This window comes from Paenibacillus xerothermodurans (assembly GCF_002220865.2).
In the GTDB taxonomy this organism is placed as follows: Bacteria; Bacillota; Bacilli; order Paenibacillales; family NBRC-103111; genus Paenibacillus_S; species Paenibacillus_S xerothermodurans.
This window is the reverse complement of record NZ_NHRJ02000003.1, coordinates 357,928-382,481: the sequence shown is the minus strand read 5'-3', so window position 1 is coordinate 382,481 and position 24,554 is coordinate 357,928. Positions and strand designations below refer to the sequence as shown.

The 24,554-nt window shown below is 50.1% G+C and carries 20 protein-coding genes; 6 read left to right on the top strand and 14 right to left on the bottom strand.

Translation table 11 applies throughout. The annotated features are described in order from the left end of the window. Positions 1-29: 29 nt before the first annotated feature. From CBW46_RS09140 to CBW46_RS09120, 5 genes are all read right to left on the bottom strand, one after another. Entirely contained in the window at positions 30-845 is an 816-nt protein-coding gene (locus CBW46_RS09140) for a carbohydrate ABC transporter permease (RefSeq protein ID WP_089199693.1), read from the bottom strand. Continuing rightward, positions 842-1,693, bottom strand: coding sequence for a carbohydrate ABC transporter permease (locus CBW46_RS09135; RefSeq protein WP_243633242.1), 852 nt, complete (start codon positions 1,691-1,693; stop codon positions 842-844). Before CBW46_RS09135 ends, CBW46_RS09140 begins: the two co-directional genes overlap by 4 nt. A 155-nt stretch (positions 1,694-1,848) precedes the next feature. Then, positions 1,849-3,162: an ABC transporter substrate-binding protein gene (locus tag CBW46_RS09130; protein ID WP_089199691.1), complete on the bottom strand. Its 1,314-nt coding sequence runs from the start codon at positions 3,160-3,162 to the stop codon at positions 1,849-1,851. Positions 3,163-3,850: 688 nt separating this feature from the next. After that, entirely contained in the window at positions 3,851-5,284 is a 1,434-nt protein-coding gene (locus tag CBW46_RS09125) for an alkaline phosphatase PhoX (RefSeq protein WP_089199690.1), read from the bottom strand. Positions 5,285-6,007: 723 nt separating this feature from the next. Further along, the gene (locus CBW46_RS09120; protein WP_089199689.1) at positions 6,008-6,841 is read right to left on the bottom strand and encodes an undecaprenyl-diphosphate phosphatase; all 834 of its coding nucleotides are present in this window, start codon (positions 6,839-6,841) and stop codon (positions 6,008-6,010) included. A 373-nt stretch (positions 6,842-7,214) separates the two neighbouring features. On the opposite strand from CBW46_RS09120, the gene CBW46_RS09115 reads away from it, so the two are divergent. Beyond that, entirely contained in the window at positions 7,215-9,017 is a 1,803-nt protein-coding gene (locus tag CBW46_RS09115; RefSeq protein WP_089199688.1) for a DNA/RNA non-specific endonuclease, read from the top strand. Positions 9,018-9,101: 84 nt separating this feature from the next. Here CBW46_RS09115 and CBW46_RS09110 read toward each other — a convergent pair whose 3' ends face one another. Together CBW46_RS09110 and CBW46_RS09105 are read right to left on the bottom strand one after the other, a co-directional pair. Next, positions 9,102-10,529, bottom strand: a complete 1,428-nt coding sequence (locus CBW46_RS09110) for an MFS transporter (protein ID WP_243633237.1) — start codon at positions 10,527-10,529, stop codon at positions 9,102-9,104. Positions 10,530-10,727: 198 nt separating this feature from the next. Beyond that, positions 10,728-11,972 (bottom strand): MFS transporter, encoded by a 1,245-nt coding sequence (locus tag CBW46_RS09105; RefSeq protein ID WP_089199687.1) that lies wholly within the window; start codon positions 11,970-11,972, stop codon positions 10,728-10,730. Positions 11,973-12,340: 368 nt separating this feature from the next. Here CBW46_RS09105 and CBW46_RS09100 point away from each other — a divergent pair, with 368 nt between their 5' ends. The 3 genes from CBW46_RS09100 to CBW46_RS09090 all read left to right on the top strand — a co-directional run bounded on the left by CBW46_RS09100 (position 12,341) and on the right by CBW46_RS09090 (position 14,642). After that, positions 12,341-13,465, top strand: coding sequence for a glycosyltransferase family 4 protein (locus tag CBW46_RS09100; RefSeq protein WP_089199686.1), 1,125 nt, complete (start codon positions 12,341-12,343; stop codon positions 13,463-13,465). Next, positions 13,462-14,262, top strand: coding sequence for a HipA family kinase (locus CBW46_RS09095; protein WP_133253950.1), 801 nt, complete (start codon positions 13,462-13,464; stop codon positions 14,260-14,262). The genes CBW46_RS09100 and CBW46_RS09095 overlap by 4 nt, the downstream gene beginning before the upstream one ends. 164 nt (positions 14,263-14,426) lie before the next feature. Continuing rightward, positions 14,427-14,642, top strand: coding sequence for a hypothetical protein (locus CBW46_RS09090; protein WP_089199684.1), 216 nt, complete (start codon positions 14,427-14,429; stop codon positions 14,640-14,642). Between the two features lie 93 nt (positions 14,643-14,735). Here the strand turns inward: CBW46_RS09090 and qoxD are convergent, their stop codons facing one another. From qoxD to CBW46_RS21000, 5 genes are all read right to left on the bottom strand, one after another. Then, positions 14,736-15,017, bottom strand: coding sequence for a cytochrome aa3 quinol oxidase subunit IV (gene qoxD, locus CBW46_RS09085; protein ID WP_089199683.1), 282 nt, complete (start codon positions 15,015-15,017; stop codon positions 14,736-14,738). 2 nt (positions 15,018-15,019) lie between these two features. Beyond that, positions 15,020-15,616, bottom strand: a complete 597-nt coding sequence (gene qoxC / locus CBW46_RS09080; RefSeq protein WP_089199682.1) for a cytochrome aa3 quinol oxidase subunit III — start codon at positions 15,614-15,616, stop codon at positions 15,020-15,022. After that, on the bottom strand, positions 15,616-17,562 hold the full coding sequence (gene qoxB, locus CBW46_RS09075) for a cytochrome aa3 quinol oxidase subunit I (protein ID WP_089199681.1): 1,947 nt from the start codon (positions 17,560-17,562) through the stop codon (positions 15,616-15,618). Before qoxB ends, qoxC begins: the two co-directional genes overlap by 1 nt. A gap of 64 nt (positions 17,563-17,626) precedes the next feature. After that, a complete protein-coding gene (qoxA, locus tag CBW46_RS09070; protein ID WP_089199680.1) occupies positions 17,627-18,625 on the bottom strand; it encodes a cytochrome aa3 quinol oxidase subunit II in 999 nt (332 codons plus the stop codon). Positions 18,626-18,827: 202 nt separating this feature from the next. Further along, complete coding sequence (locus CBW46_RS21000; RefSeq protein WP_133253949.1) at positions 18,828-19,304, bottom strand: hypothetical protein; 477 nt, start codon at positions 19,302-19,304, stop codon at positions 18,828-18,830. Between the two features lie 566 nt (positions 19,305-19,870). Here CBW46_RS21000 and CBW46_RS09065 point away from each other — a divergent pair. Next, the gene (locus CBW46_RS09065; RefSeq protein ID WP_089199679.1) at positions 19,871-21,226 is read left to right on the top strand and encodes a cytochrome ubiquinol oxidase subunit I; all 1,356 of its coding nucleotides are present in this window, start codon (positions 19,871-19,873) and stop codon (positions 21,224-21,226) included. Beyond that, a complete protein-coding gene (locus CBW46_RS09060) occupies positions 21,223-22,245 on the top strand; it encodes a cytochrome d ubiquinol oxidase subunit II (RefSeq protein ID WP_089199678.1) in 1,023 nt (340 codons plus the stop codon). Before CBW46_RS09065 ends, CBW46_RS09060 begins: the two co-directional genes overlap by 4 nt. Positions 22,246-22,511: 266 nt before the next feature. On the opposite strand, the gene CBW46_RS09055 is transcribed toward CBW46_RS09060, so the two are convergent. Next, complete coding sequence (locus tag CBW46_RS09055) at positions 22,512-23,594, bottom strand: Gfo/Idh/MocA family protein (RefSeq protein WP_089199677.1); 1,083 nt, start codon at positions 23,592-23,594, stop codon at positions 22,512-22,514. 187 nt (positions 23,595-23,781) lie between these two features. After that, positions 23,782-24,501 carry a response regulator transcription factor gene (locus tag CBW46_RS09050; protein ID WP_089199676.1) on the bottom strand — a complete coding sequence of 240 codons (720 nt, stop codon included), beginning with the start codon at positions 24,499-24,501 and terminating at the stop codon, positions 23,782-23,784. Positions 24,502-24,554 lie beyond the last annotated feature (53 nt).

Below are 24,554 nucleotides of genomic sequence, written 5' to 3'. Positions count from 1 at the left end.
CCGCTTCGCGCCCTATCCTCTAAACCCAATCACCCTTTGACTGCGCCAGCTGCCATACCTTGAATGAAGTAGCGTTGGAGGAACAAATAGACGACGACCATCGGAAGAGCGCCCATGAACGAACCTGCCGCCACCCAGCCGACTTTGTTCCCATCCTCCGCGAAGAAGCTGGAGAGCGCGACGGTCACTGTCCTCAATTCCGGCTTTTGCAGGAAAAACAAAGAAAATTGAAAGTCGTTCCACACCGACACGCCGTGCAAAATAATGACTGTCGCCGTAATCGGCGTTAACAACGGCAAAATGATCCGGTAAATCAAACCGAACTGTCCGGCGCCGTCAATCATCGCCGCCTCATCCAACTCACGCGGAATGGTGCTGATAAAACCGGTGTACAAAAAGATCGTCATCGGCAGATGAAACGCCACATGCAGCAGAATGATTCCCCAATATTGATTCATGCCTCCAAGATCGACCATAAATTTATAAAGCGGGACCAAGCTCGTCAGCGGCGGTACGATCAAAGCGGAAACAAACAGCATGTAGATGAACTTGTTCCATTTGGTCTGCCGACGGGACAGCGGATAAGCCGCGATGGACCCGAATATAACGATGAGCATGATCGCAATGACAGTAACAATGAGGTTATTTTGGAAGGCTGTGCCCAGTTTCGCCTCTACCCACGCATTCCTGAAATTTTCTAAATACACATAACCGGGCATTACCCACTTGGAGCTTAGATCATCCACTGCTTTAAAAGACGTCGTGACTAAGATATAGAACGGCAAAATATGAACCAAACAGATCAAAATAGAGAGGGCGGTCAGCCCGGATTTGTTGCGGATCATGCCTGCACCTCCCGTTTTCTAAGTAAAACGAGCGATACCATGCTGACAATGGAAATCATCACAAACATAACAATTCCGATGGTTGCCGCGTATCCCGCATCTTCACGGCCAAAGTAGAGCATGTACATGAGTGTGGACATGGAGGCGGAGGCGTAGCCGGGACCGCTGTTGGTCAGTGCGGCAATGACGTCAAACAGTTTTAATCCTCCGATCAAATTGAGCACCATGCTAACCGTGAATGCGGGCGCAAGCAGAGGCCAAGTGACATGAATAAAGCGTGAAATCGCTCCCGCGCCGTCAATGGTTGCCGCTTCATAATACTCCTTGGAGATCGTTTGCAGTCCAGCCAGGAACAACACCATAGCAATGCCAAGATATTGATATGTATTCACGAAAGTGATGATCCATACATTGATTTGCGGGTCACCCAACAAATTCGAGGGCTGGTCTTGAAATAAAAGCAGGATATCGTTGATCGCCCCGCCTTCATACTGGAAGAAAAAGTACCAAATGTAGCCCATGATCAATGAGCTGATAATGACCGGCAAGTAAATAATCGTCCGTACTAAGCCGCGGATTCTGATACTCATATTGAGAAATAACGCATAGCAGAGACCGATAATATTCTGGAAGATCGAGCTGCCCACGCCGTAAATGACCGTGTTTTGTATGATTTTTGCGATATCCGGATCACTGAACAGTCTGGCGTAATTTTGCAGTCCAATCCACTTGTAGTCCTGGTTGTAGCCATTCCAGTTAGTGAACGAGATCTGGATACCTTTGACAAACGGATAAAATATAAACACAACGAACAAAATGAGCGCCGGCAGGTACAGCACATTCACCATCGCGCCGCTTCGGATGGCCCGCTTGATGAAACCGCCGCGGGGCGTGGTATCGCCTCTTCCCAACCTGGAAGAGGAGTCGGGTTTCGATTCCGCCATGGCTTGCACCTCCTATCAGATGTAAACGAAACGGGAGGGCGGACACCTCCCTGCCCGCCTTATTTGTTGCGCAGGCGCTCAAACTCCTGCTTCATTTTTTCGGAGAATTGCGCCGGTGTGATGTTTCCGCCCAGCAGTGCGGTGCCTGTTTTGCACATCACGTCCCACATGCCGTTGGGCAGGTAGACTCGGTCGAAGTACGGGAATACGCGGATATTGGAGTATTTGGCATAGAACTCGGAGAACTCGTGCTTGGACTCAATATTTTTCAAGCCGGAGGGCAGTTTGGTTGCATTGGCGATCTTCGACATGTTCTCCGGCTTGGCAAAGAACGCGATCAGTTTCTTGGCTTCGGCCAGATGCTTTCCATCCTTCCATGCGGCCATAGTGTACCGTTCGCCGCCGGTAAATGTGGGCTCATCGCCGGGAACTACGGAAGGCAGCGGCATGATGCCGATTTTCACGTTGGGGTTAATCTTATGCACTTCGTCCGCGAACGACGGGGAGCCTGTGACGAAGGCGACTTTTCCCTGCGCAAACCGCTGCGGCATATCGCTTCTTTTGGCGGTCAGCACGTCTTTGTTAATGTAGCCTTTACTTTGCAAGTCAAGCAGCGTCTGCGCCAATGGCGTCCATTTGTTCCAATCGAATTTGCCGTCGATCAGACTTTGCGCGTCGTTCTGCTTCGGACTAATAAAAAATGCCGTAGCGTGAAGATCCAAAAATCCGCCGATCATGCTGTTGTCTATGCCGGACATGAAGAACGGCGATGTCTCTCCCTTGCTCTCCGTCTTGATCTTCTCAGCGGCCGCCACCAGTTCTTCGAATGTTTTCGGCACTTCGATGTTGTGCTTCTGCAGGATATCGGCATTGTAGGAGATGCCGTCCTTCGCCTCACTCATGACGAGAGCGTGGACTTTGCCGTCCTTGTCGGTGACGACGGGTTTAATGGTGTCGGTTTGCTGCGCCGCCCAAGGTTCGTCCTTCAGGTCGGCCAAGTATTTGCCGTAGCGGATGATCGCCCAGCCATGCGTGTCGAACACGTCCGGCAGGTCGTTCGCCGCCATTTTTACCTTTAAAATGTTCTCATACTCTGAACCGGGAAATTGGAACTCGATTTGCAGGTTGGGATTTTCCTTGGTGAAGTCCGCAGCAATTTGCTTCATGACATCTTGGTTTGAGGAGTCCGTCATGGTGCTGTACACCGTGAGCTTGGTTTTGTCGCCGCCAGCCGCCGCCGGTTGACTGCCGCCGCTCGCCGCTTTTCCGTCCGCGGGCGCATCGGTGGCGCCGCTCGGACGCTGGGAACAGCCCAACAGCGCAGCCGCCAGCAACAGCATCACCGCCATGATACTTAAGAACGTTTTTCGCATATGCTTCTTCAGTCCTCCCTCTGTACTGGTCATGGTCACTGGTGTTACAAGAAGATGCTACCATGAATGATAGCGTTTTCAAATGTACCAATTCCACGATACGAGCGCTATATTTCACACTCGGGTGAGTTGCATGGCGTAGGCTGAGGGGCGTATGGTCGTCAGACATTGCTGACGCCGACTTGCACTAGCTATGGCGATCGAACGCTGCCGCACCATAGCGCCAGTCAACGACCAACGCTAGTGCGCGCAATCGTGTGACATCGACTGTCACGCCAGTTGCAATATTTGCCGCAGGGCGATTGTCCAGTTGGGAGACTGCTGCTGGGACATTACGCGGATCGAACTGGCGGGGACGCCGCAGTTGTCCTTGGCAATACCGTCATGTTCGAAAGTCGCCGGCACCCCAGAGGATAAGGGGCATTATCACGCTAATGCGGCGATCAGACGACTGCTTTGGCAAGCCAGACAATAGCGAAACGGGAACCACAGTGGTTCCCGATAGTCTCAAGCTTGAAACGAGCATGCGTGCAAGTCTACTTTTCGCTGTGCACACTTCCACCTACTAGAGCTGCAGCGGCACGGCAAGCATAGTTTGTGCACGCCTTATATTAAGCATTTGTAGGCAACGCTTCTTATCGTGGAGTAACTGCCAGGAGCTCGCTGGCTTCAAGTCTCGGCTCCCGGCTCAAAGAATCGGCATGCCATGGCGGTGGAGCGCCGCTGCTTCGAGAGGTGACATCCCCTGCTTCTCCGCGAAGGCAGCTAGCTTATCGCCAATGATAGGTGCCAAGCGGGCTGGAGGAGCCGCATGACCGATCAAGCGTTGGCGGCCGGAATTTTTGCGAGGAAAAGGTCCCCATATCGCAAACGTCATGCCAGGGTTTTGAATATTCACGAACAGGGTCTTGCCGTCGGGGGAAAAGACTGGCCCGGCCAGCTCGGAATCGTTCAAGGTATTCTCGGCGAAAACGTACGTCTGCCCTTCCGGTGTGACACCGATAATCCGGTCGGTTCCACCGCCATCCTCCGCAATCCACAGGTCGCCCCACGGAGTGATGCAAATGTTGTCCGGCGCTTCCAGGTCGTTTGCCTCGGAGGACTCATAAAACAGCTCAAGCGTGTTAGTCGACGGGAAATACCGGTACACCCGGCCTAACCGCGTATCGCCCGCGCTGGTGTCATCGAACCAGAAGACACCGCCGGCAAAATAAGCGCCCTCCAACCTGCTAAATTGGATGCAGCCCTTTTCCTTTGCTTCAAGGCTCGGTTTCTCTGGATCCAAGTCCTTCCACACCAAACCAAACGTTTGACCGGTTGCGATTGAACTGGCCAGCGCTGCCGGAATTTCCTCAATCGCAGCGGCTTGCAGCTTCCCGCCTTTCTGCAGCGCGCCCAGCCTTTGACTACGATCATGCGGGATAAATCGATACAAAAAGCTTGGGCTTCCGTCTTCTGTCAGGTATACGATCCCCGTGCTCGGGTCAACTGCTGTTGCTTCATGGGAGAACGCACCCATTTCTCGAATCGGTGTCTTCGACAGATCATTTTCGGGATGCAGCGGATCCACTTCAAACACATAACCATGCCCCTGGTCACGTGTCTCCTCACAGGTCAACCATGTGCCCCAGGGCGTGGCGCCTCCAGCACAATTGCGAATGGTGCCTGAAGACGTAACATATTCAGCGACTACTTTCCGGTTCGGACCGACGACTAGCGCCGTGGTGCCGCCGGTTCTTAGCTTATCATAAGGGTTTTTGCCTTCAACCGGATAGGGGGTGTTGCCGCTTTGCTCATGATTTCGCACCAGGATGGTGCTATTGTGAGGGCCTTGGAAGGCCGCCATGCCATCGAACGCGCCTGGAATTATGCCTCCGTCCGAGAGCTTACCGCCCTGTTCCGAAATGATTCGGTACTGAAAGCCTTGCGGAAGGTTGAGGATTCCGCCAGGATCTTTCACCAAAGGGCCGTAACCCGCCTCTCCAAGATGCGGTCTTTCCGGATTTGCAAGCGCTTTACCTGCCTGGCTCAATGACAACACACCCGTCGAACCTAATAGTAGTGCGACCGTACCTGCGCCGCCTACTTTTAAGAAGTTACGTCTGTTCAGTGGCTTGTCCAACTTGTGAATACCTCCCAAACCGGATTTTGGATGTTTGTCTTAGATGCAGGTTCTAAGGGGAAGTATAGCAAATCAATGTAAAGGTACAGTTGAGATTGCGTGAAGATCTTGTAAATACAACATCTGCAGCATCGTACCGTTCAACCAACGTGAGCGCTGGCCGCAGTAAGAGAAAAACTGCCGGATTTCCGACAGTCCTCCGCACAGTCTGGTCGATCGCAATATTTCCGGTTCGCTAAGAAAACATCGTGCGGCAGGGCTTCTATATAAATATGATCGAATACGTCCAAATCATTGTTCTTCCAACAGCATCAGCGAATATTCTTGGATTGAAACACATGTGAGATCAACCCGTAGCCCACACCGAATATTATCCCGGTGCGGAAAAAAATGAGTAAAATAACTGGGCTTCACGTGAGAAAAAGCTTCCACCCCCGAAAGAAGCCATAATAAAGGCTGTAGGTAATATGAAGGTAAGTGCACACAAAATAGGATAACAAAACATACGGGCTGATTTACGCTTCATTTTAATGTTGATGGTGTAACAGATTACAAGATACAGCGGTACTAATATTACTAAATAAGCTATTGAGGACCAGAATACTGTCGCTGGCTTATCACCCCCAAGAGTCTGTTCCCAAACAAACCAATGGTACTTTCGTAAGCAAATAAGCCAGCCCCTTCCTCAATTAAAAAAGGAGCCACTAGTTGTGGCCCCCGAGATTAAAAGTAAACAATATATATGATTCCCGCTAACACAATACGATAAATCGCGAACGGTACTAGCTTGATGCGGTTGATGAGCTGCAGAAAGAACTTTATGGAAAGGAACGCGAACACAAACGCGCTAATAAAACCTACGATAAAGAACGGCAGAGCATCCAGTGTGAAATACTCCCAGTTTTTCAATAGAGACAAGCCGCTGGCGCCGGCCATAATTGGTATAGCCATGATAAAAGTGAAATCAGCAGCCGCACGATGGCTCATGCCCAGCAGGACACCGCCTGAGATAGTTGAGCCCGATCGGGAAAATCCCGGCCACAACGAAAAGCATTGAATCAGTCCGACCGTGAACGCTTGCCGATAAGTGATCTCGTCGACGGTTTGCATTTTCACCTGCTTCGGGGCAAATCGGTCGGCGGCAATCATCAGCACCGCACCTAACACCAATCCAACCAATACGGTTTCTATCGAAAATAAGTGTTCGTCTATGTAATCCTCGAACAACACTCCCAGAACACCGGCAGGAAGCAACCCGACGATTACGTGAGTCAACTTCAGCCGTTTGGTACCGTCCTCCGCAACAGCTGCTTGCACCCGCCTTATGCCGAGCAGTTCCATCAGCCGCCCTCTGAATAAGATCACAACAGCCAAAATCGATCCGAGTTGAATGACCACCTTGAAGGTGTTGGATACATACTTTGTCAAAAACTGCTCGGATTGAAGCCACATATCATCGACGATGATCATGTGCCCGGTGGAAGATACGGGAGCAAATTCAGTGAGCCCTTCCACGAGTCCCAAAATTATCGCTTTAATCAATAACATCAGATCCATCTTTGTTAACATCTCCTTACGGTTTTCTCCTCTTACTCCATTCCCTTTTTGCCTATTGCTCCTGTATTCCATCATTGTAGTGGTATCGTGCGATAGTTGTCCACCTGATTGATTGTACAGACTGCAAAGCGATATGTAAACGCGAAGTATATTCCGGGTGGCTGCACGGCGTTCAGCCGGCCAGGCGGCGAACTCTCCTAAACGAGCCATCTTTACCATTTCTTCACATATAATTGATTCTTTCAGACGATGTCTGATAGGGCGGAATGACGTTTAATAGAAGCATGCCCCTTCTTGGGCGAAGGTACATCCCTTTTTTTGACACTGCCTCAACTCACGGCCATGACCAATTCAAGCGGAGGAGTGAATGTCTATGTCAACAATACGAACTGATCGATTGCAACCGGCAAATGAGGCTCTTGTGGAAATGCAGCAGCGCCAGGCATTGAATCGCTACTTAGAGAGAACGGGCGAACGCGAACACATCGCGGAAGAGCTTAAGTCGAAAAACCCACTGGAAGTCGACACGCCGGAACGGGCTGCATTTCGCACCGCTATTCTCGCGCCGCGTGATGGACTTGCAGTAGAACGTATTATTGGCAATAACGACCTGTTCCCGATCGCTTATTTACAGGCAGGGTTGAACGCGAGCAAGGCGGTCTGCCGAATCGAGGTACGCGATCGCGTCGGCCGGGTGCTTGGCCACGGCACGGGGTTTCTGGTTTCCCCTACGCTGCTGTTAACGAATAATCATGTGCTCGAGAACGCAGACGCGGCGCTCTACAGCCTGGCGCAATTCAACTACGAGCTTGATTTAACTTTAAGGGAACGCCCGGCTGCAAATTTTCGTATGGAACCAAATCGCTTTTTTATAACCGACGTCGGACTGGATTTTACATTGGTGGCGGTCGAGCCGCAATCAACCGACGGACTCCACTTGAACGATTTCGGCTATTTGCCGCTTCTTCGGCCTTCAGGCAAAGCCCTGGTCGGCGAGTATGTGTCCATCATTCAGCATCCAGCAGGGGCGCCTAAAGCTATCACAATCAGAGAGAATAAAATTACGGACATAGTGGACGATTACATTCACTATTCTGCGGACACCAAAGAGGGATCATCCGGCTCGCCTGTTTTCAACGATGAGTGGATTGTGCTTGCTCTGCATCACGCTGGCATACCGGATCCGGACCAGCCGGGGGAGTATGCGGCGAACGAGGGCATACGAATCAGCAGTATCGTGCAGTACCTGATTGAACAGCAAGCAAGTCTAACGCAGGAGCAGCAGATGATGCTCGATGGCATGATCCAGGACTGGCGGACCGTGGAGCATGAGACTGCGCAGCTGACAGTAGGTGAAATGAGTAAGGACAGGTACGCAGGACTCACCGGGTATGAACCGGGCTTTCTTGGCGCAGCGCACTGCGTGCCCCATCCTGCGTTCCGGTCGGATGTTGAGCAGGACCTCGTGCCGTTGGAATCGGGAGGCCATGTGTTAAATTACAACCATTTTTCCATCGTTATGAGTAAAACCCGCAGGCTAGCTTATTATACAGCAGTTAATATTGACGGCACCCAACTCAAAAACGTACGTCGGGGCAAAGATCAGTGGTACTTCGACCCGCGGATTGAGCAGAAATTCCAGAGCGGGCCTGAACTTTACAGTGACAATGCGCTCGATCGAGGACATCTGGTTCGGCGACGAGATCCCGTATGGGGCGACAACGCGGAGCAGGCTAACGAGGACACCTTCCACTTCACGAATTGTTCTCCTCAGCACGCGAATTTCAACCAAAAAATATGGCTTCAATTGGAAGATTACCTGCTGGAGCATGCTGACAATCACCAGCTCAAGGTCTCTGTGTTCACCGGGCCGGTGTTTCGGACGGATGACATGGTATACCGCGGATTTCAGATCCCGGCTGAATTCTGGAAGGTTGCAGTGATGGTCAAATCTGATGGAAACCTGTCGGCCACCGCCTATCTTCAAACGCAAAAAAACCTGATCCAGGACGTGGAATTTGCTTATGGTGCCTATAAAACATACCAAGTCCCTGTTGCGCAGGTTGAAGCATTGACAGGCATACAGTTCGGTGAGTTGAAGCAGCATGATCCAATCAACGGACTAGAGGCCGTTATGTCACGGGTGATAGAGAATGCCAAGGACATGATACTTTAGTCGTCACCAACTGGCCGCTCAGCCTGCCATTCCGGCAGCTGGGCGGCAAATTCTCGCTACCATATGATACAATGCCGGCTGCGTCTAGCCGGCTTTTTCATGCGCTACAGGCCGATTCACCTGAGGCAGTCTCAAGGTGAGGACAAACATAAGCACGCCTAATCCCGCACACGTCCATGCCATGCTGTGCAAATGTGCTGTGGTGATGCTCTCGCCGAAAAGTGCAGCCAACAAACTGGAAGAGAGGATCGTTCCGATAAACCTGGAGGTCATAAATAAGCCGGAAGCTACTCCCGTCTCTTCTTTTGTAACGAAATCGTATAACGAAGTCTGCATGCCCAAGTTATTGAAGCCGTTAGCAATGCCGAGCACGCACAGTGCCAGGAAGATGGTGAACACACTGGCATCGTCTTGTATGAGCAAAAGAAGCAGCGCTCCGGCAATAACGCAGGCTGTGCCCACAATGAGAGACGGTTTGGAGCCGCGACGGTCGATCCATCGGCCAACTATGGGTGTCACCAAGACGCTGAAGCCCGCGATAGACAGCATAACGAGTCCCGTCTGCTGCGGGTCCATTCGTTGTACCCTCTGCAGATAAGACGGGATGCCGAACATAATCGAGTAGAAAGCGACATTCGTTAAAATAAACTGAGCGTATATCAAGGTTACATTGATGTTTTGTCTGAGAAAAACGACATCGATGAACGGCTTGCTTCGGCGGAGCTCAAATCGGTAAAACCAAACCGTCAATATGACACTAGCGGCCAGCTTCCATAAGCTGTACCCGTCTGATAATGAGAGGAAAAACAGCAGCCACATGAAAATGGCGACGCAAAACAGCATCACGCCCCGCCAGTCCATATCCGACGCACGGCCGGACGATGCGGCATCGTTCGGGAACACCTTCCAGGCCAACACAAACGAACCAGCGATAAATGGGAAGTTGCAGAGGAAAATGAGCGGCCAATCTCCGTAATGCAGTAATAGCCCCCCGAGGGAGGGACCGAATGCAGCCGAGGTGCTGGAAAATATCGATAAAATACCAAGCGCTCTCGCTTGCCGGGAGGTAATCTGGCTGCGGATCATCCCCATTCCGGACGGAAACAACGCAGAGCTTCCGATCGCCTGAATGATTCGAAAACCTATAAGCCAGCCATAGCTCGGGGAGAGAGGGGCAAGGCTGGATGACAATGTCACCAGGAACAATCCCAGCATAAACACCCTTTTACGCCCGAACAAATCACTCCATTTTCCCATCACAGGCTGTCCGATGGCGCTCGCTAAATAGTACGTAGAAATGAGCCACGATATATCGGCGAACGTCAGCTGGAAATCCTCCTGCAGCCGGGCGAGCGCCACCGATATCATAGTAGTATTAAGCGGATTGAGCAGTGTACCGAGCGCTACAGCTGTAATAAGAAGTAGTTCTTTTCTATTCATCCGGGACGGTTCGATCGCCAACGTCCAGTACACCTCCCAAGCTTCCTTTTTTACATAAAGTTCTTCGCTCACGCTAGAATATCCTGGCTTCGAAGAGTAAACGCGGCCTAAGTGACCGACTCCCTACCTTTCCGTCCGTACCATTTATATTTTTTTAACATATACTTTTGATAGTAGAGGTGATTATATGAAAAACAGCTGCTTGCCATTCCACGTGATACTGTTTCACAACCATTCAGCATAATATATTTTGATTTATTCATCGTAATCTTATTTCGTTCCGGCCCCGCCATTGTTTGTTTGTGATCCAGCGGATTCGCTTGCGTCAGCGGCATCTAACTGCTGCTCCTTCCAAAAAACCGACATGACAAAGCCGGCGATGAGAATAAACGCCGCAAAGATGTAAGGGAGATTGATGTTCCAATCAAACAGGATGCCCGCCAAGGTAGGGCCGATAATATTTCCCAGGCTTGTGTAGGTGGAGTTCATTCCCGCAACGAATCCCTGCTCTTTGCCCGCCAGCCTTGAGAGCAGCGTCGTCAACGCAGGACGAAGCAGATCGCAGGCCAAAAATACTACGAACGTCACGACCATAACAAGCCAGTATCTGCTGATCACCACGGAGAGGGCGATAAACAGAGCCGCGAATATTAACGTGCCTTGGATGAGCCGTTTTTCCCCTAATTTTTCAATGATCCTGCCAAAAAACGCTATCTGGGCGACAAAGCCGAAAACGGTGCCCACCGTGATGATAATAGATATGTCTCGAGGACTGAAATTAAATTTTTCCGAAACAAATAATCCGAACATCGTTTCATATGCCGACAATCCGAAGGCGAGCACGAATACAATGAGCAGTGGCGCAAAATATGCCGGCTGGAGTGATTTTTTCAGCTCTGCTCCAAAATCCAGCTTAATTTTATTTCTCGCATTCGCCTCCAGTTGTGCCGGGGACAAGGGTTCCTTGAGTACGAACACTGACGAGACTGCAGCGACGGCAGCTATAGCAGCCGCAAGAAAGAATGGCGCCCGCAAGCCTAAATCAGCTACAAAGCCGCCTACTCCTGGACCGATGATAAAACCGGCACTGATCGCGGCAGAAACGTAGCCCATTGCTTGCGGCCGCTCCTCCGATGTTGTGATATCGGCCACGAAAGCGGTAACCGCCGGCATAATGAATGCAGCGCTAACTCCACCCAACACTCGCGAGATGAACAGCACCGACACATGGCTCCCGATTCCGAAGAGAAACTCTGAAAACGCAAAAATGAACAATCCGTAGATTATCATTTTCTTTCTGCCGATTCGGTCAACCCACACTCCGGCGATAGGAGAAACCAAAAGCTGCGCACATGAAAACGATGCGATTAAATATCCCATGATTTCACCGGTCAGCCCCAGTTCCCGCATGTATGCCGGCATGATAGGAATCACCAAACCGATTCCCAAAAATGGGATAAATAAATTTGCCAATAACAAAAACAACGATAGTTTTCGATTAGTTAACATAGCCATTTACATTTCCCCATCCTATTGTTGTCGCTGTTGTACGACCGCCGCGGCCCAATCGAACGCCGGAAGCCCTCATGCCGTCTCCTGGCGCGTGCGCTGCCTCATGCATAAGATTATACACCATTGATATGGGCGCGCGCCGCGGCGAAGAGTGTTCTCATGTCAAACACGGTCTCGAACCAAAGCACGGCCGACCGCAATCCTAGCGCTGGTATTTTCAGTTGATATACGGGTATTATACGCGAAAAACACGAAGCACAAACGATGAATATGATAGGATTGACCCGCGTGTTATAAAATGTGCAGTTGTCCAATCCAACTTTACAATATCATCATACAATAACGGAGAACACTTTACAGGAGGTGTGCACTTGAAAATATTGGTGATATGGCGGCTGCTCACCGTCGGTGGCGTCAATGCCGGGTGGCGGAACCGCGCGATTTATTTCGCCAAACATAATGTTAAAACGGAGTTTCTTTATCTGCGGGATAAGGGCGGCCGCCATATGCTCAAGGACGTCGCTCGAGTTCACTTGACCAGAAACTCCAACAGAATCGTACGTATCATCCGAAGAAATAAATACGACGCGATCATCGTTGTCGACTCCTCACAGGTTTATCATTTGATTAAGAGAGCCGGCTATAAAGGCAAATTGATAATAGAGGCTAGATCGCCGGAACGCCATAAAATCCGTCCGCATCTACGCAATTTCAAAGGCTTGAGACCGAAAGCCGTCATCGTTCCTTCCGCATTTCAGAAAAGGGTGGTTGCCTCCGTGTTAAAAAGGAGACTGCCTATACGGGTCATTTACAACCCGATCAACGATCAGCTGTTCAGGCCGATAAAAGACAAAGGACAAATCCAGCGAGCATTCCACTCGCTTCCAAATAATAAAAAAATAATCGGCTGGATTGGGCGCCTCGATTCTAGAAAAAATTGGCGCATGCTGCTTAAAGTCGCAAAGGCCATGGCAGCTCGAAGATCTGATGTATGTTTTGCCGTAATCGGAGGAAAGGCGAGTAAAGAACGCCGTCAGTTCAAGGCGCAAGTGAAGCGATATAACTTAAACCAAGTCGTGCATTGGTTTCCCTCTATTCCTTATCAGAAAATGCCATTGATGTACAGTAAAATCGCCGAATCAGGAGGCTGCACACTATCAACCACGAAGATGGAATCCTTCGGCAACACATTCATTGAAGCGATGGCTTGCGGCTGCCCTGTGGTGGCGCCCGGTGCATCTTCCCTCCCCGAGCTAATCGATCATAATCGTAACGGTAAACTATACCAACCGAACAGCGTAACGAAGGCGGTCAAACACCTCGAGGCTATGCTGAATAACCATGCGACGAGGAAGAAAATTCGAAAGAACGGCCTGCGCGTGGTGAAACGAAGATTCTCTCCTGGAGTGTGTGCGCGCCAGCACCTACGCGTTATAAGAGCCGTCATTCGGAACAGGCCCCGCAGATCGATACGGCGCGGAAAGAAGGTGAGATGATGGCGCGAGCCATTCAGCCTGTCCGCCTGATCAAGGGACTTCCAGGGAAAGCCAGACCTCAGCTCATACTGTTCAACGACGGCTGTGAGTATGTGGTGAAATTCAAAAACAACCGGCAAGGCACGAGAGTTCTCGTCAACGAATACGTGGTAGGACGCCTCGCCAAACTGTTAAATCTGCCTATTGTCCCGTTCAAGGTGGTATCCATATCCCAAAAATTCATTAAGGCCAACAAGCGCCTTGCACGGCGCAGGTTGAAGGCCGGGCGCCAGTTCGCCAGCTTATACTTGGATCACTGCGTGCCACTCTCGCAAGCGCGGCCTCCAGGCAGACGGCAGCTGAGGAATGCCGACCAGCTTAAAAGTTTGATCGCATTTGATCACTGGGTAAACAATACGGACAGAGGAAGAGGCAATATTCTGGTAGACGGTTATTCACGCAGCCGCCGGGTGTATATTATCGATCACGCCAACTGCTTTACCAATGGGTTTAAATGGACGAAGAAGTCCCTCAAGGTCATTCCGCAAAAGACAATAAAACGAAGAGTCCACCGCTGGTGTGCGACACTGTTCAAAGATCGTAAGACGTTGTTGGCGTCAATCAAGAAAATCAAAGCGATACGAGGATCGCAAATCCGCAAAATTATCGATTCGATTCCTGCAGATTGGGGTGTCACCGCCGCCGAAAAGCATGCTCTGTATCATCACATCTTGCAATCGAGGAAGACCCTCCGCAAAAGGTTGGCCGTATTTGTGTCCAGCAAAACTCGCAAAAAAAGCTCATGGAAGCCGCGGTAAAGGTGATACACTCCGTGCCCAACCGAGGCCTATCTTGGTTGGGTATGGCGGAGCATCACGGCGACAATGCCCAGTATCACAATGTCGATTTGTGGCAAAATAAGTAGAAATGATTGACGATTATGTGAACATGACCAATAATGGATAAAAAAGGAGATGAGCGCATGAATTCCTCAGCTAAGATATTGAACACCGTGAAGTATGTTGGTGCTGTAGTGCTGTTGATCGGTATTGCGATATTCTTATATGGATTTTTCGGAAGCGGTTACGGTGAAGTCACGGGCGTTGGCATTGGCACCGTTGTGGGCGCTGTTTTCATCTTCTTGATGGGAGTGTTTTTGGTCGCTTCCGAAGAAATGGTGACCAAGAGGCACAAGTAAAGACTGCAGCGTGCCAATGCAGATTCACCCGAGCGGGCTTGACCATAAAAAAAGAGAACGTCGGATAGACGTCCTCTGCTGTACGACGTGATATTAGTAACCCCAGATCAAGGTCAACAGCGAACCAAAGACCGTGACAAGAGCTACGAATACACCATAATACAAGCTGGTGTAGATTGATGATTTATCCTTGCTTTCACCGGCGTGCATAAACACTACCAGCTGAAGGGCTGCCTGTATGAATGCCGTCACAAGAAGCACCGTCATGCCCGCTGCGAACGACATGTCAAGGAAGTAGACAGCAAGCGCAACCGCAGTAAGGACCAGTGAAAACACAAAACCCATCACTTGTTTGAGCGGGAATAGTTGTTTCATGTTCACATCATTCCTTTCAGGTAGACGAAGCTAAAGATAAAGATCCAAACCACGTCCAGGAAGTGCCAGTAAAGTGAGAAAATGAATGCCTTATTGCCTACTTCAGGCGTCAGGCCGTGCCGTTTCGCTTGCATCAGGATGAACAATCCCCAGAACAAGCCAAACGTTACGTGTGCTCCATGCGTTCCCAATGTCAGAAACAGTATGGCCGTAAACGCGCTCGTTTGCAGCGTCGCGCCTTCATGCACATACATAACAAAATCGTAAATTTCAACACCCAAAAATCCCAGACCGAGCAATAGCGTGACACCGAAGAAGGCCATCATCGCTTTCAGCCTGTCGATGCGCATGGCGTGTATGCCAAGGCCGATAGTGAAGCTGCTTAGCAGCAACAGCAGGGTCTCGATAATCACAGGCGTGATTTCAAAAATCTCCGCGCCGGTCGGACCGGCACCGGTCCGATCAACCAATGTGAAGTATGACGCGAAAAGTGTTCCGAAGAGCGCAATTTCCGCTCCAAGGAAAATCCAGAAGCCTAAGATGTTTAAGCGATTCTGTTCCGTGCTATATTCGAGTGGCAGCGAGTGATCTATTTTCATTAGTTAGCACCTCGCAATTTTTTTTCTGTCTGTTCCACTTCTTCCAGAGGGATATAACGGCCGTGATCCTGCTCGAACGAACGGTGCGCGAGACAAGCAAATATAGCGATGGTTGTCACGATGACCGCAGGCCAGAGGCCGAATACGAATGAAAAGCCCCACGCGAAGAAGATACTGCCGATGATAAACGGTACCCCGCTGTTATTCGGCATATGAATTTTCTCCAGTTTGCCTCTGAACAGTTTAAAGCCCTTTTTCTTCGAATCCCAGAAGGCTTCGGTGGAATCAACCGTTGGTACGATCGCAAAGTTGTATTCCGGAACAGGACTGTGAGTAGCCCATTCAAGCGAACGTGCATCCCAAGGGTCGGACGAAATGTTTCTTGGTGAGTAACGCACACTGTAGTAAATGTTATAAACAATTAATGCAAAGCCGATTGCCAGACCTACAGCCCCGATAAACGAGATCATATTCCATAGACCGAATCCAGTCTCTGGCGAGTAGGTGTACATACGACGTGCTTGACCATCCAATCCGGAGATGAACATAGGGAAGAACGTTACGCATGTGCTGATCGAGATAAACCAGAAGGCCAATTTCCCGATTCGTTCGTTCAGCATGAAGCCGAACATTTTTGGCCACCAGTAAGTGAGACCGGCCAGCATCGCGAATACAACACCAGGAATGATTACCAAGTGGAAGTGGGCGACCAAGAACATAGTGTTATGGTATTGGTAGTCAGCGCTCGCCATTCCAAGCATAACCCCGGTCACCCCACCGATTGTGAAAATCGGAATGAAACCTAGTGAGTACAGCATAGGTACCGTGAACTCAATCTTACCTTTTCGCAATGTGAACAACCAGTTGAATATCTTGATCCCGGTCGGAACGGCGATAGCCATCGTGGTGATCGAGAAGATGCTGTTGACCAGCGCTCCTTGGCCCATTGTGAAGAAGTGATGCACCCATACTACAAATGACAGTACAGAAATGGCTACCATGGAGATTACCATTGATGCATAACCGTACAAGTTACGACGTGCGAACGTCGAAATAACTTCACTGTAAATACCGAATGCCGGCAAAATCAAGATGTATACCTCAGGATGTCCCCAAACCCAGAACAAGTTCGCCCAAAGCATATCCATCCCACCGTTGTCCGATGTGAAGAAGTTTGTGCCGAACAGTCGGTCCATTGTCCCCATAATCAGCGCGATTGTCAGCACAGGGAACGCGAACGCGATGATCAGGTTAGTGATCAGAGCGGACCATGAGAACATTGGCATTTTCATCAATGTCATACCAGGCGCTCTCATTTTCAGAATGGTAGTGACAAAGTTAACACCTGTGATCAACGTACCAAGCCCCGAAATCTGAAGAGCAAACATATAATAGTTGGTTCCGACAGAATGACTGAATTCATTACTTGCCAGAGGGAAATACGACGACCATCCTGCATCAGGAGATCCGCCGATTACGAAGGAAATGTTAAACAACATCGCTCCGAAAAAGTAGAGCCAGAAGCTAAGAGCATTCAAACGCGGGAATGCTACGTCGCGAGCTCCGATTTGCAGTGGAACAACGAAGTTCATCAAGGCAATGATGAATGCCATCGCCATGAATATGATCATAACAACCCCGTGCGTGGTGAACACTTCATTATACTCCTGCGCACCGAGCAGCGGGTTGTTAGGAATAGCTGTTTGGGCACGCATCATTAAAGCATCAACGCCGCCGCGGAATAACATTAATATCGCAGATATGAGATACATTATGCCGATGCGTTTATGGTCAACTGTTGTCAGCCACTCACGCCATAAATAGCCCCATTTTTTAAAATAGGTTAACCCTACGACTATCGCAATCATTGTCAAAGCGATGGCAACCATCGACGCATAAATCGTAGGAGCTGGATTAGGTACGGCAAATCGATCGAAGAAATCCATACGGTTGTGGCTCCTTTCGGGAAATATACTTACCCGCGTAATGTAAAGCTCGTTGTTATAGCGATCACTGAGAATGATTGCTGTGGTTCATATCACTGTGGTCCATATTGCTATGGTCCATATTGCTATGGTCCATATCGCTGTGCTCAGCATGCTCATCGGAAGAATGCTCATGCGCTTCTTCCGAATGTCCGGCACCAGTGTCGTCATGACCAGATCCTGCTTCACCATGCTGATGACCTGTTGGCGGCGGTGAGAAGCCCAAGTGAGTGCCATTGTACGCCGATTGACCCAAGTGGCCTGGCTTTAACAGCTCGTCAAATTTTTGCTCAGTTAGAGGTGGTGCGGACGCTTTAATTTCCGCCACCCATTTGTCATATTCCTCTGGCGTCAACGCAGTGACGTTGAACGTTTGCTGAGCGAAGCCCTTACCGGTGAAGTTCGCGTTGCGGCCCATATATTCGCCAGGAACATCAGCAGCCAAGTGCAGTGTTGTGACCATGTCATCCATGGCGTACTTCTGCCCTGCCAACTGTGGAATCCAGAAGCTGGAGATCGGTCCGTGCGCATACAGCTTAAACTCAACCGGACGATCGGTAGGTATGAACAAGTAGTTCACCGTTTCAATGTTTTCCTCAGGATAACTAAAATGCCACTTCCAGTTAGAGGATGAAGCATAGATGGTAAGAGGCTTTTGTTGTTCATATCCCTTTGGAGTGGCCTCCACTTGATAGGTAGATGTGACACTGACATAGGACAGGAATGCTACAATGATGATCGGGATAGCCGTCCACAGTAACTCAAGCTTCAAACTACCTTCAATGTGCGGAGGTTCGTAATCTTTCTTTTGTTTAGACGCACGGTACTTCACTAGCATGAATACGTAAAGCAAGATCACCGTAACAACCACGAATAACATCGTCCAAATCGATATCATAATGACATCGGCTGTAGCTTCCGCCTGTGGCCCTTTAGGATCTAACACCGTCAACGAGTTTTCGCAGCCGGTTAACACTGCCATAACAGTGAAGATAAAAACCAATACAGCCCATTTCGCTTTCATACAGGTACCCCTTTCTTTTGGTTGGCCAGCCGCTTTTCGCAACACAGCAGCAGACACTTACTAATGCTGCTAACACCCAAACCATGCAAACCAGGCTCAGCAGTTTTGTCTGCGCTCTTCGTTCCCCTCCTCTTTCACAACGACAGCAAAGCCCGTTTCCAGGCCATTATGCAATATGAATTCGTGCGGGTCGTAACCGCCTTTACATATTATCAAAGGGAATCCGCATTTGTACCTCTTTTTCGCCACGTTCAAAATTTCGTATCGTTTCTGTTACAAAGTGGACACCAGGCAGACACGAGTTGGTCATATTATTGTTACTAATTTCCTCGAAAGCGCTACAAACCGTGAAAACCGGCATACTGCCAGCTGTCACGCGAGGCCGATTGGCGATGCCTTGGTCTCGTGATGTGCGTAACGTAACACTTTCATCTGTGCATGAGTCAATAAACGCTGGTCGAAAAAGAAGTACGCGCGAATGCGCCGTCATGCCGTCAAAGTGTGTAACGCTGATTGTGTAGTTCAGCCCAGGGTGGTTTTCACTGTCAACAGCCGGGTTTTCACCGGAGAGGAAAAGGGGCGGACAAACTGTGGAACCGAAAAATAGTTGCGTGTGCACTGGAATATGCTGCCATGGATCCAGCGCAAATGTTATGTCCAGGGCTGTGAAACGATTCACAAAGCATGTGTTCCTTGTGGCGCGGCCAATCATTTCACGGCCATAAGCATGAATAAAGCAGGGCAGGAAAAAGAACCGCTGTTGCAGCGGTGCTTCAAATGTCCATGTCCCAAAACAGATGCGAGCCTTCGGATCAGGCGGCTATACGTTCGAATACGCCACTGTCTGTTTATGCTTTGAACGTGGCAGCGTTCCTTGTCCCTTTAGCTGATAATTTCACTCCATTATGAACCTTCTTCGTTGCAGAAAATCCCCTGTGTAGGCTCTACATCTAGATTACTACTTCGCTGTGTCAGACTCAAATCCAATTTCGGGGTTTATCAACAACTATTGAGTTTTTGTCCTTAAAATCCCAATATCAGCGAGAGACCAATATACAAGCAGCTCGGCTGTTTATTTTTTGCTGCCTAAGTGTAACGAATATTAAGCGCGAAAACCGTCGACACGGGCCGCCTCAAATGATTTTTGTAACCGTTTCGCCACGGATGAACACAGATATTGTGAAAAAAATCACATATCATAAGTTATAATATAAGGTATAGATATAAGCAAAGGAGCTGATGGCCATGCTGGCTTACGATCCGGCACTGTACAGCCGCATCTTGACGGGAGTCACGCTCGGGTTTCACATCATATTCGCAACGATCGGCGTGGGGATACCTGTAATGATAGCGATCGCGGAATTCTTAGGCATTAAACGCAAGGATCCCTATTACACCTTGTTGGCTCGCCGTTGGACGCGGGGCTTCGTAATCACCGTCGCCGTCGGCGTGGTCACAGGCACTTCAATCGGCCTGCAGCTGAATCTTCTTTGGCCGAGCTTTATGCAAATTGCCGGGCAGGCGATCGCGCTGCCGCTGTTCATGGAGACTTTCGCCTTCTTTTTCGAAGCGATCTTTCTCGGCATCTACCTGTACACCTGGGATCGGTTTAAAAACCCATGGATACATTTCTCGCTTTCAATTCCCGTTGTGATTGGCTCCACCGCCTCTGCTTTTTTCATCACCATAGTCAATGCGTTCATGAATGCGCCTCAAGGCTTCAAAATCCTAGGAAATACGATTACCGAGATCGACCCGTTGGTTGCCATGTTCAATCCGGCCACTCCTACCAAAACCGCACATGTCATTGCATCTGCGTACATGACCAGCGCATTCGTGCTGGCTGCTATCGCTGCTGCTGCGCTGCTTGCGGGCAAGCGTCACATCTATTACCACAAGGCTTTGAAGCTGACCATGATTTGCGGACTTGTATTTTCCTTGTCTACCGCCGTGATTGGAGACTTATCCGGTAAGTATCTGGCAAAATACCAACCGGAGAAATTAGCTGCAGCCGAATGGCATTTTGAAACAACTGACAACGCGCCGCTGATTTTTGGCGGTATTTTGGATGAGAACAACGAAATTCGTTATGGGCTGAAGCTGCCGTACGCACTCAGCATACTTGCCACCGGATCGCCGAACGGCGTAGTCAAAGGACTGAACGAGGTGCCGCCGGATTTGCGCCCGCCTCTCATTGTTCACTATTTCTTCGACATCATGGTCGCCATCGGCAGCTTGACCATATTGCTGGCAGTCGTGTATCTGCTGTTGAACCGTAAATCACGCCGAGCACCAGGCCGGGAACTGCCCCGCTGGCTGCTTCGCTGCATTGTATGGTCCGGTCCGCTGTCGATCATCGCCATCGAATGCGGTTGGTTATACGCAGAGCTCGGCCGGCAGCCTTGGATTTTGCGCGGTTACATGAGGACTGTGCAAGGAGCTACGACTTCGGCGCATGTGGACTGGATGCTGATACTATTCTCTCTTCTTTATATGGTGCTCGGGTTCAGCGTGGTAAAAATACTAAGAGGCATGTTCCGCAGCAATACGCCGGAGCAAGAAATTGAACAGCGCGGTATTGAAGGGGGCCGAATCGGATGACCATTGAAATGATCGGTATCACCGTGCTGTGGATTTTTCTTTACGGCTACTTGATTGTCGCTTCCATCGATTTTGGCGCCGGCTTTTTTAGCTACTACAGCTTGGTTACGGGGAAGAAGCACATCATTCATGGGGTCATCGAGCGGTATTTGTCTCCTGTTTGGGAAGTGACCAATGTGTTTCTGATCTTTTTCATGGTCGGCATGGTCGGTTTTTTTCCGGATACAGCCTACTATCTCGGCACAACGCTGCTCGTGCCGGGTAGTATAGCCATCGTGCTGCTGGCCATTCGGGGATCTTACTACGCCTTCAGCACCTATGGCGCAAAGGATAACCGTTTCTACATGCTGCTGTACGGAGGCAGCGGTCTGCTCATACCTGCAGCATTATCCATAGTGCTGACAATTTCGGAAGGCGGTTATATCAGGGAGCGTGACGGCCACGTCGAGCTGCTCTACGGTGAACTGTTCACCAGTCCTTATGCATGGTCGGTGGTGATATTGGCGCTAGTCAGCATTCTGTTCATCTCAGCTGCCTTCTTAACCTACTACGCCAACAAGGCGCAGGATTATCCCGCTATGGCAGTGCTGCGTGAGTTTGCTATCGGCTGGAGCATGCCGACCATCTTGAGCAGTCTGCTGGTGTTTTTCGCGATTCAGCGGCATAATCCGTGGCATTTTAATCAAATGTTAGGATTAAGCTGGATGTTCGTGCTCTCGCTGTTATGCTTTCTGGCGGCTACGTACTTGATTTGGCGACGAAAAAAACTCGGGCTGGCGTTTTTGCTCGTCATGCTGCAGTTCGGCTTCGCCTTTTTCGGCTACGGCGCCTCGCATCTGCCGTACATTTTGTATCCCTACGTCTCGATTCATGAGAGTATTACCAGTCCCGCTATGGGCATTGCCCTGATCGTCGCGTTTATTGCAGGACTTATGCTGCTCATACCATCATTGTATTTGCTAATGAAGTTGTTCCTGTTCGATGCCAATTACGTGCAGGGCAAACACAGCAAACACTAGCGCGGAATTGTCGGCATGCGTGCGCCGAACGCGAAGGCCGCCATCGGGCATCAGGTGCTAGCGGGTGTGCGGCGTCTTCGTTAGCCGCGACGCTATGGTGCCCGGCGCGCCAGCGCCGCTACCACATCGAGCGCCACAACGGCTGCGCAAGCGCCAGCGCTTGCTGCCGCCCACCGCTCAATTGCCAGGCGTGCTGACAACAAACCATAAGCCGGACGACCTGGCAAGCGGATCGTCCGGCTTATTCATTTCACCGACCAGCAGCCTTATTCAAAATACACGGCTTTACCGGTTCGGGAAGACTCATAGATCGCTTCTAAAATCTCCGATACTTTGCAGGCCTGCTCCGGAGTGACCACCGGCTCCTTGTCCTGCTCGACGGCTTCCAACCACAATCGGGCTTCCAGCTCCGCTGCGGTCTCCGTGTCGCCATCGTAGAAATCCACTCCCTTGGCATCCAGTTGAATCTCGTTCGCATATAACCGGCCATGCTTCTCTCCATTGACGCGTAAGCCGTCCTGCATGTCCGCACCGCCTTCGGTGCCGCATAACGTGGTCTTCGCTTCACCGGTTTGCAGCATGTTGATCGCCCAGCTGGATTCCAATACAATCGTGGCCCCATTTTCCATGGTTATCATTCCGAATGCGGAGTCTTCGACTGTGAACTTGTCAGGGTCCCAGGGGCCCCAGGCGTTGGCTGCATTTTTCTTACTGGACAGTTTGTGGAAAGCGGTTCCCAAAACCACCTTCGGTTTATAATTATCCATCATCCATAGGGTAAGATCCAACGCATGTGTGCCGATATCGATCAGAGGACCGCCGCCTTGCTTCTCCTCGTCCAAGAACACGCCCCAGGTGGGCACCGCTCTCCGCCGTATTGCATGTGCTTTTGCGTAGTAAATTTCACCAAGCTCGCCTTCCTGGCAGATCGTTTTCAAGTATTGGCTATCCGGACGAAAACGGTTCTGGTAACCGATCGTCAGCTTTTTACCGCTGCGCTTAGCTGCTTCCACCATCCTGCGCGCATCGGCGGCATGCTTCGCCATAGGCTTCTCACACATCACATGCTTGCCGGACTCCAATGCGGCGATGGATATGTCGGCGTGAGAATCGTTGGGAGTACACACATGTACTATATCTATCGATTCATCGCTTAATAGCTCCAAATAATCTGCGTACACCTTAGCGCCGAGAACACCATAGTTTTCTGCCGCCTCATGCGCCTTCCCGATATCAATATCGCAAAACGCCACCAACTCAGCGTTTGGCTGCTTTCTCAAAGCCGGCATATGCTTGCCGTTTGCAATTCCACCACAACCGATGATGCCAATTTTGAAGCTGTTAGACATATTATTGTTTTCCCCTTTCAAACTGTAAAATCGAATAGTCTTATGTAATATATTTACCCGGCGCCGATAAAATTCAGATAAAAGCTATATTTGATATTAAACCGTTTGCACCACCTCGATTTCCCGGGAAATCAAACACAAAAACTCCCTGCCATTCCTATTGTAGCAGAGAGCTTCTTCCGAAACATTATGATTTTTTCGTCTGCGACGTCACCAGCTTGTAGCCCACACCTCGGATAGATTCGATTTGCACAGTTTGCTGATTCATCTCGAGCTTCTTCCGTAGTGAGCTCACATGCACATCGACCGTCCTCTGCCCGCCAATATAGTCAAAACCCCAGACGATATTCATCAAATCATCCCTCGTGACCACGACTCCCGGGCGCTGCACCAGGTACAGCAGCACCTCAAATTCCTTCGGCCGCAGCGAGATCGATTCCCCATGATGCATAACCTCATATTTTTCAGGATAAATATATAATTCGCCGGCTTTGATGACCTTCTCGCCGCCTACGTTCTTCTCTTGCAGCTGCTCCTCCGGCGTCGTTCTCCGCAATACGGCTGATACGCGGGCTAGCATCTCCGCTACGCCGAATGGTTTGGTGATATAATCGTCGGCGCCGTACTTGAGCCCTTGAACCACTTCTTCCTCCGCATTGCGGGCGGTTAGAATGATCACCGGCGTCTTGTTGCCATTTTGTCGGAGCTTAGACAAAATCTCGAATCCGTTCAGACCTGGCAGCATGATATCCAGCATGATCAGATCGAATGACTGCTGCAGCGCGACCTGCAAGCCCTCACTGCCGTGGTCGACCACCTTGGTCTCGTAACCCTCCTGCGACAGGTTATACGACAGCAATCTTGCTAAAGTAGGCTCATCCTCAATAACCAGAATAGTTTGTGACATGGGATCCCCCGATTCGTTCTATATGACAGGATATGAAACTAAAATTCGCATCT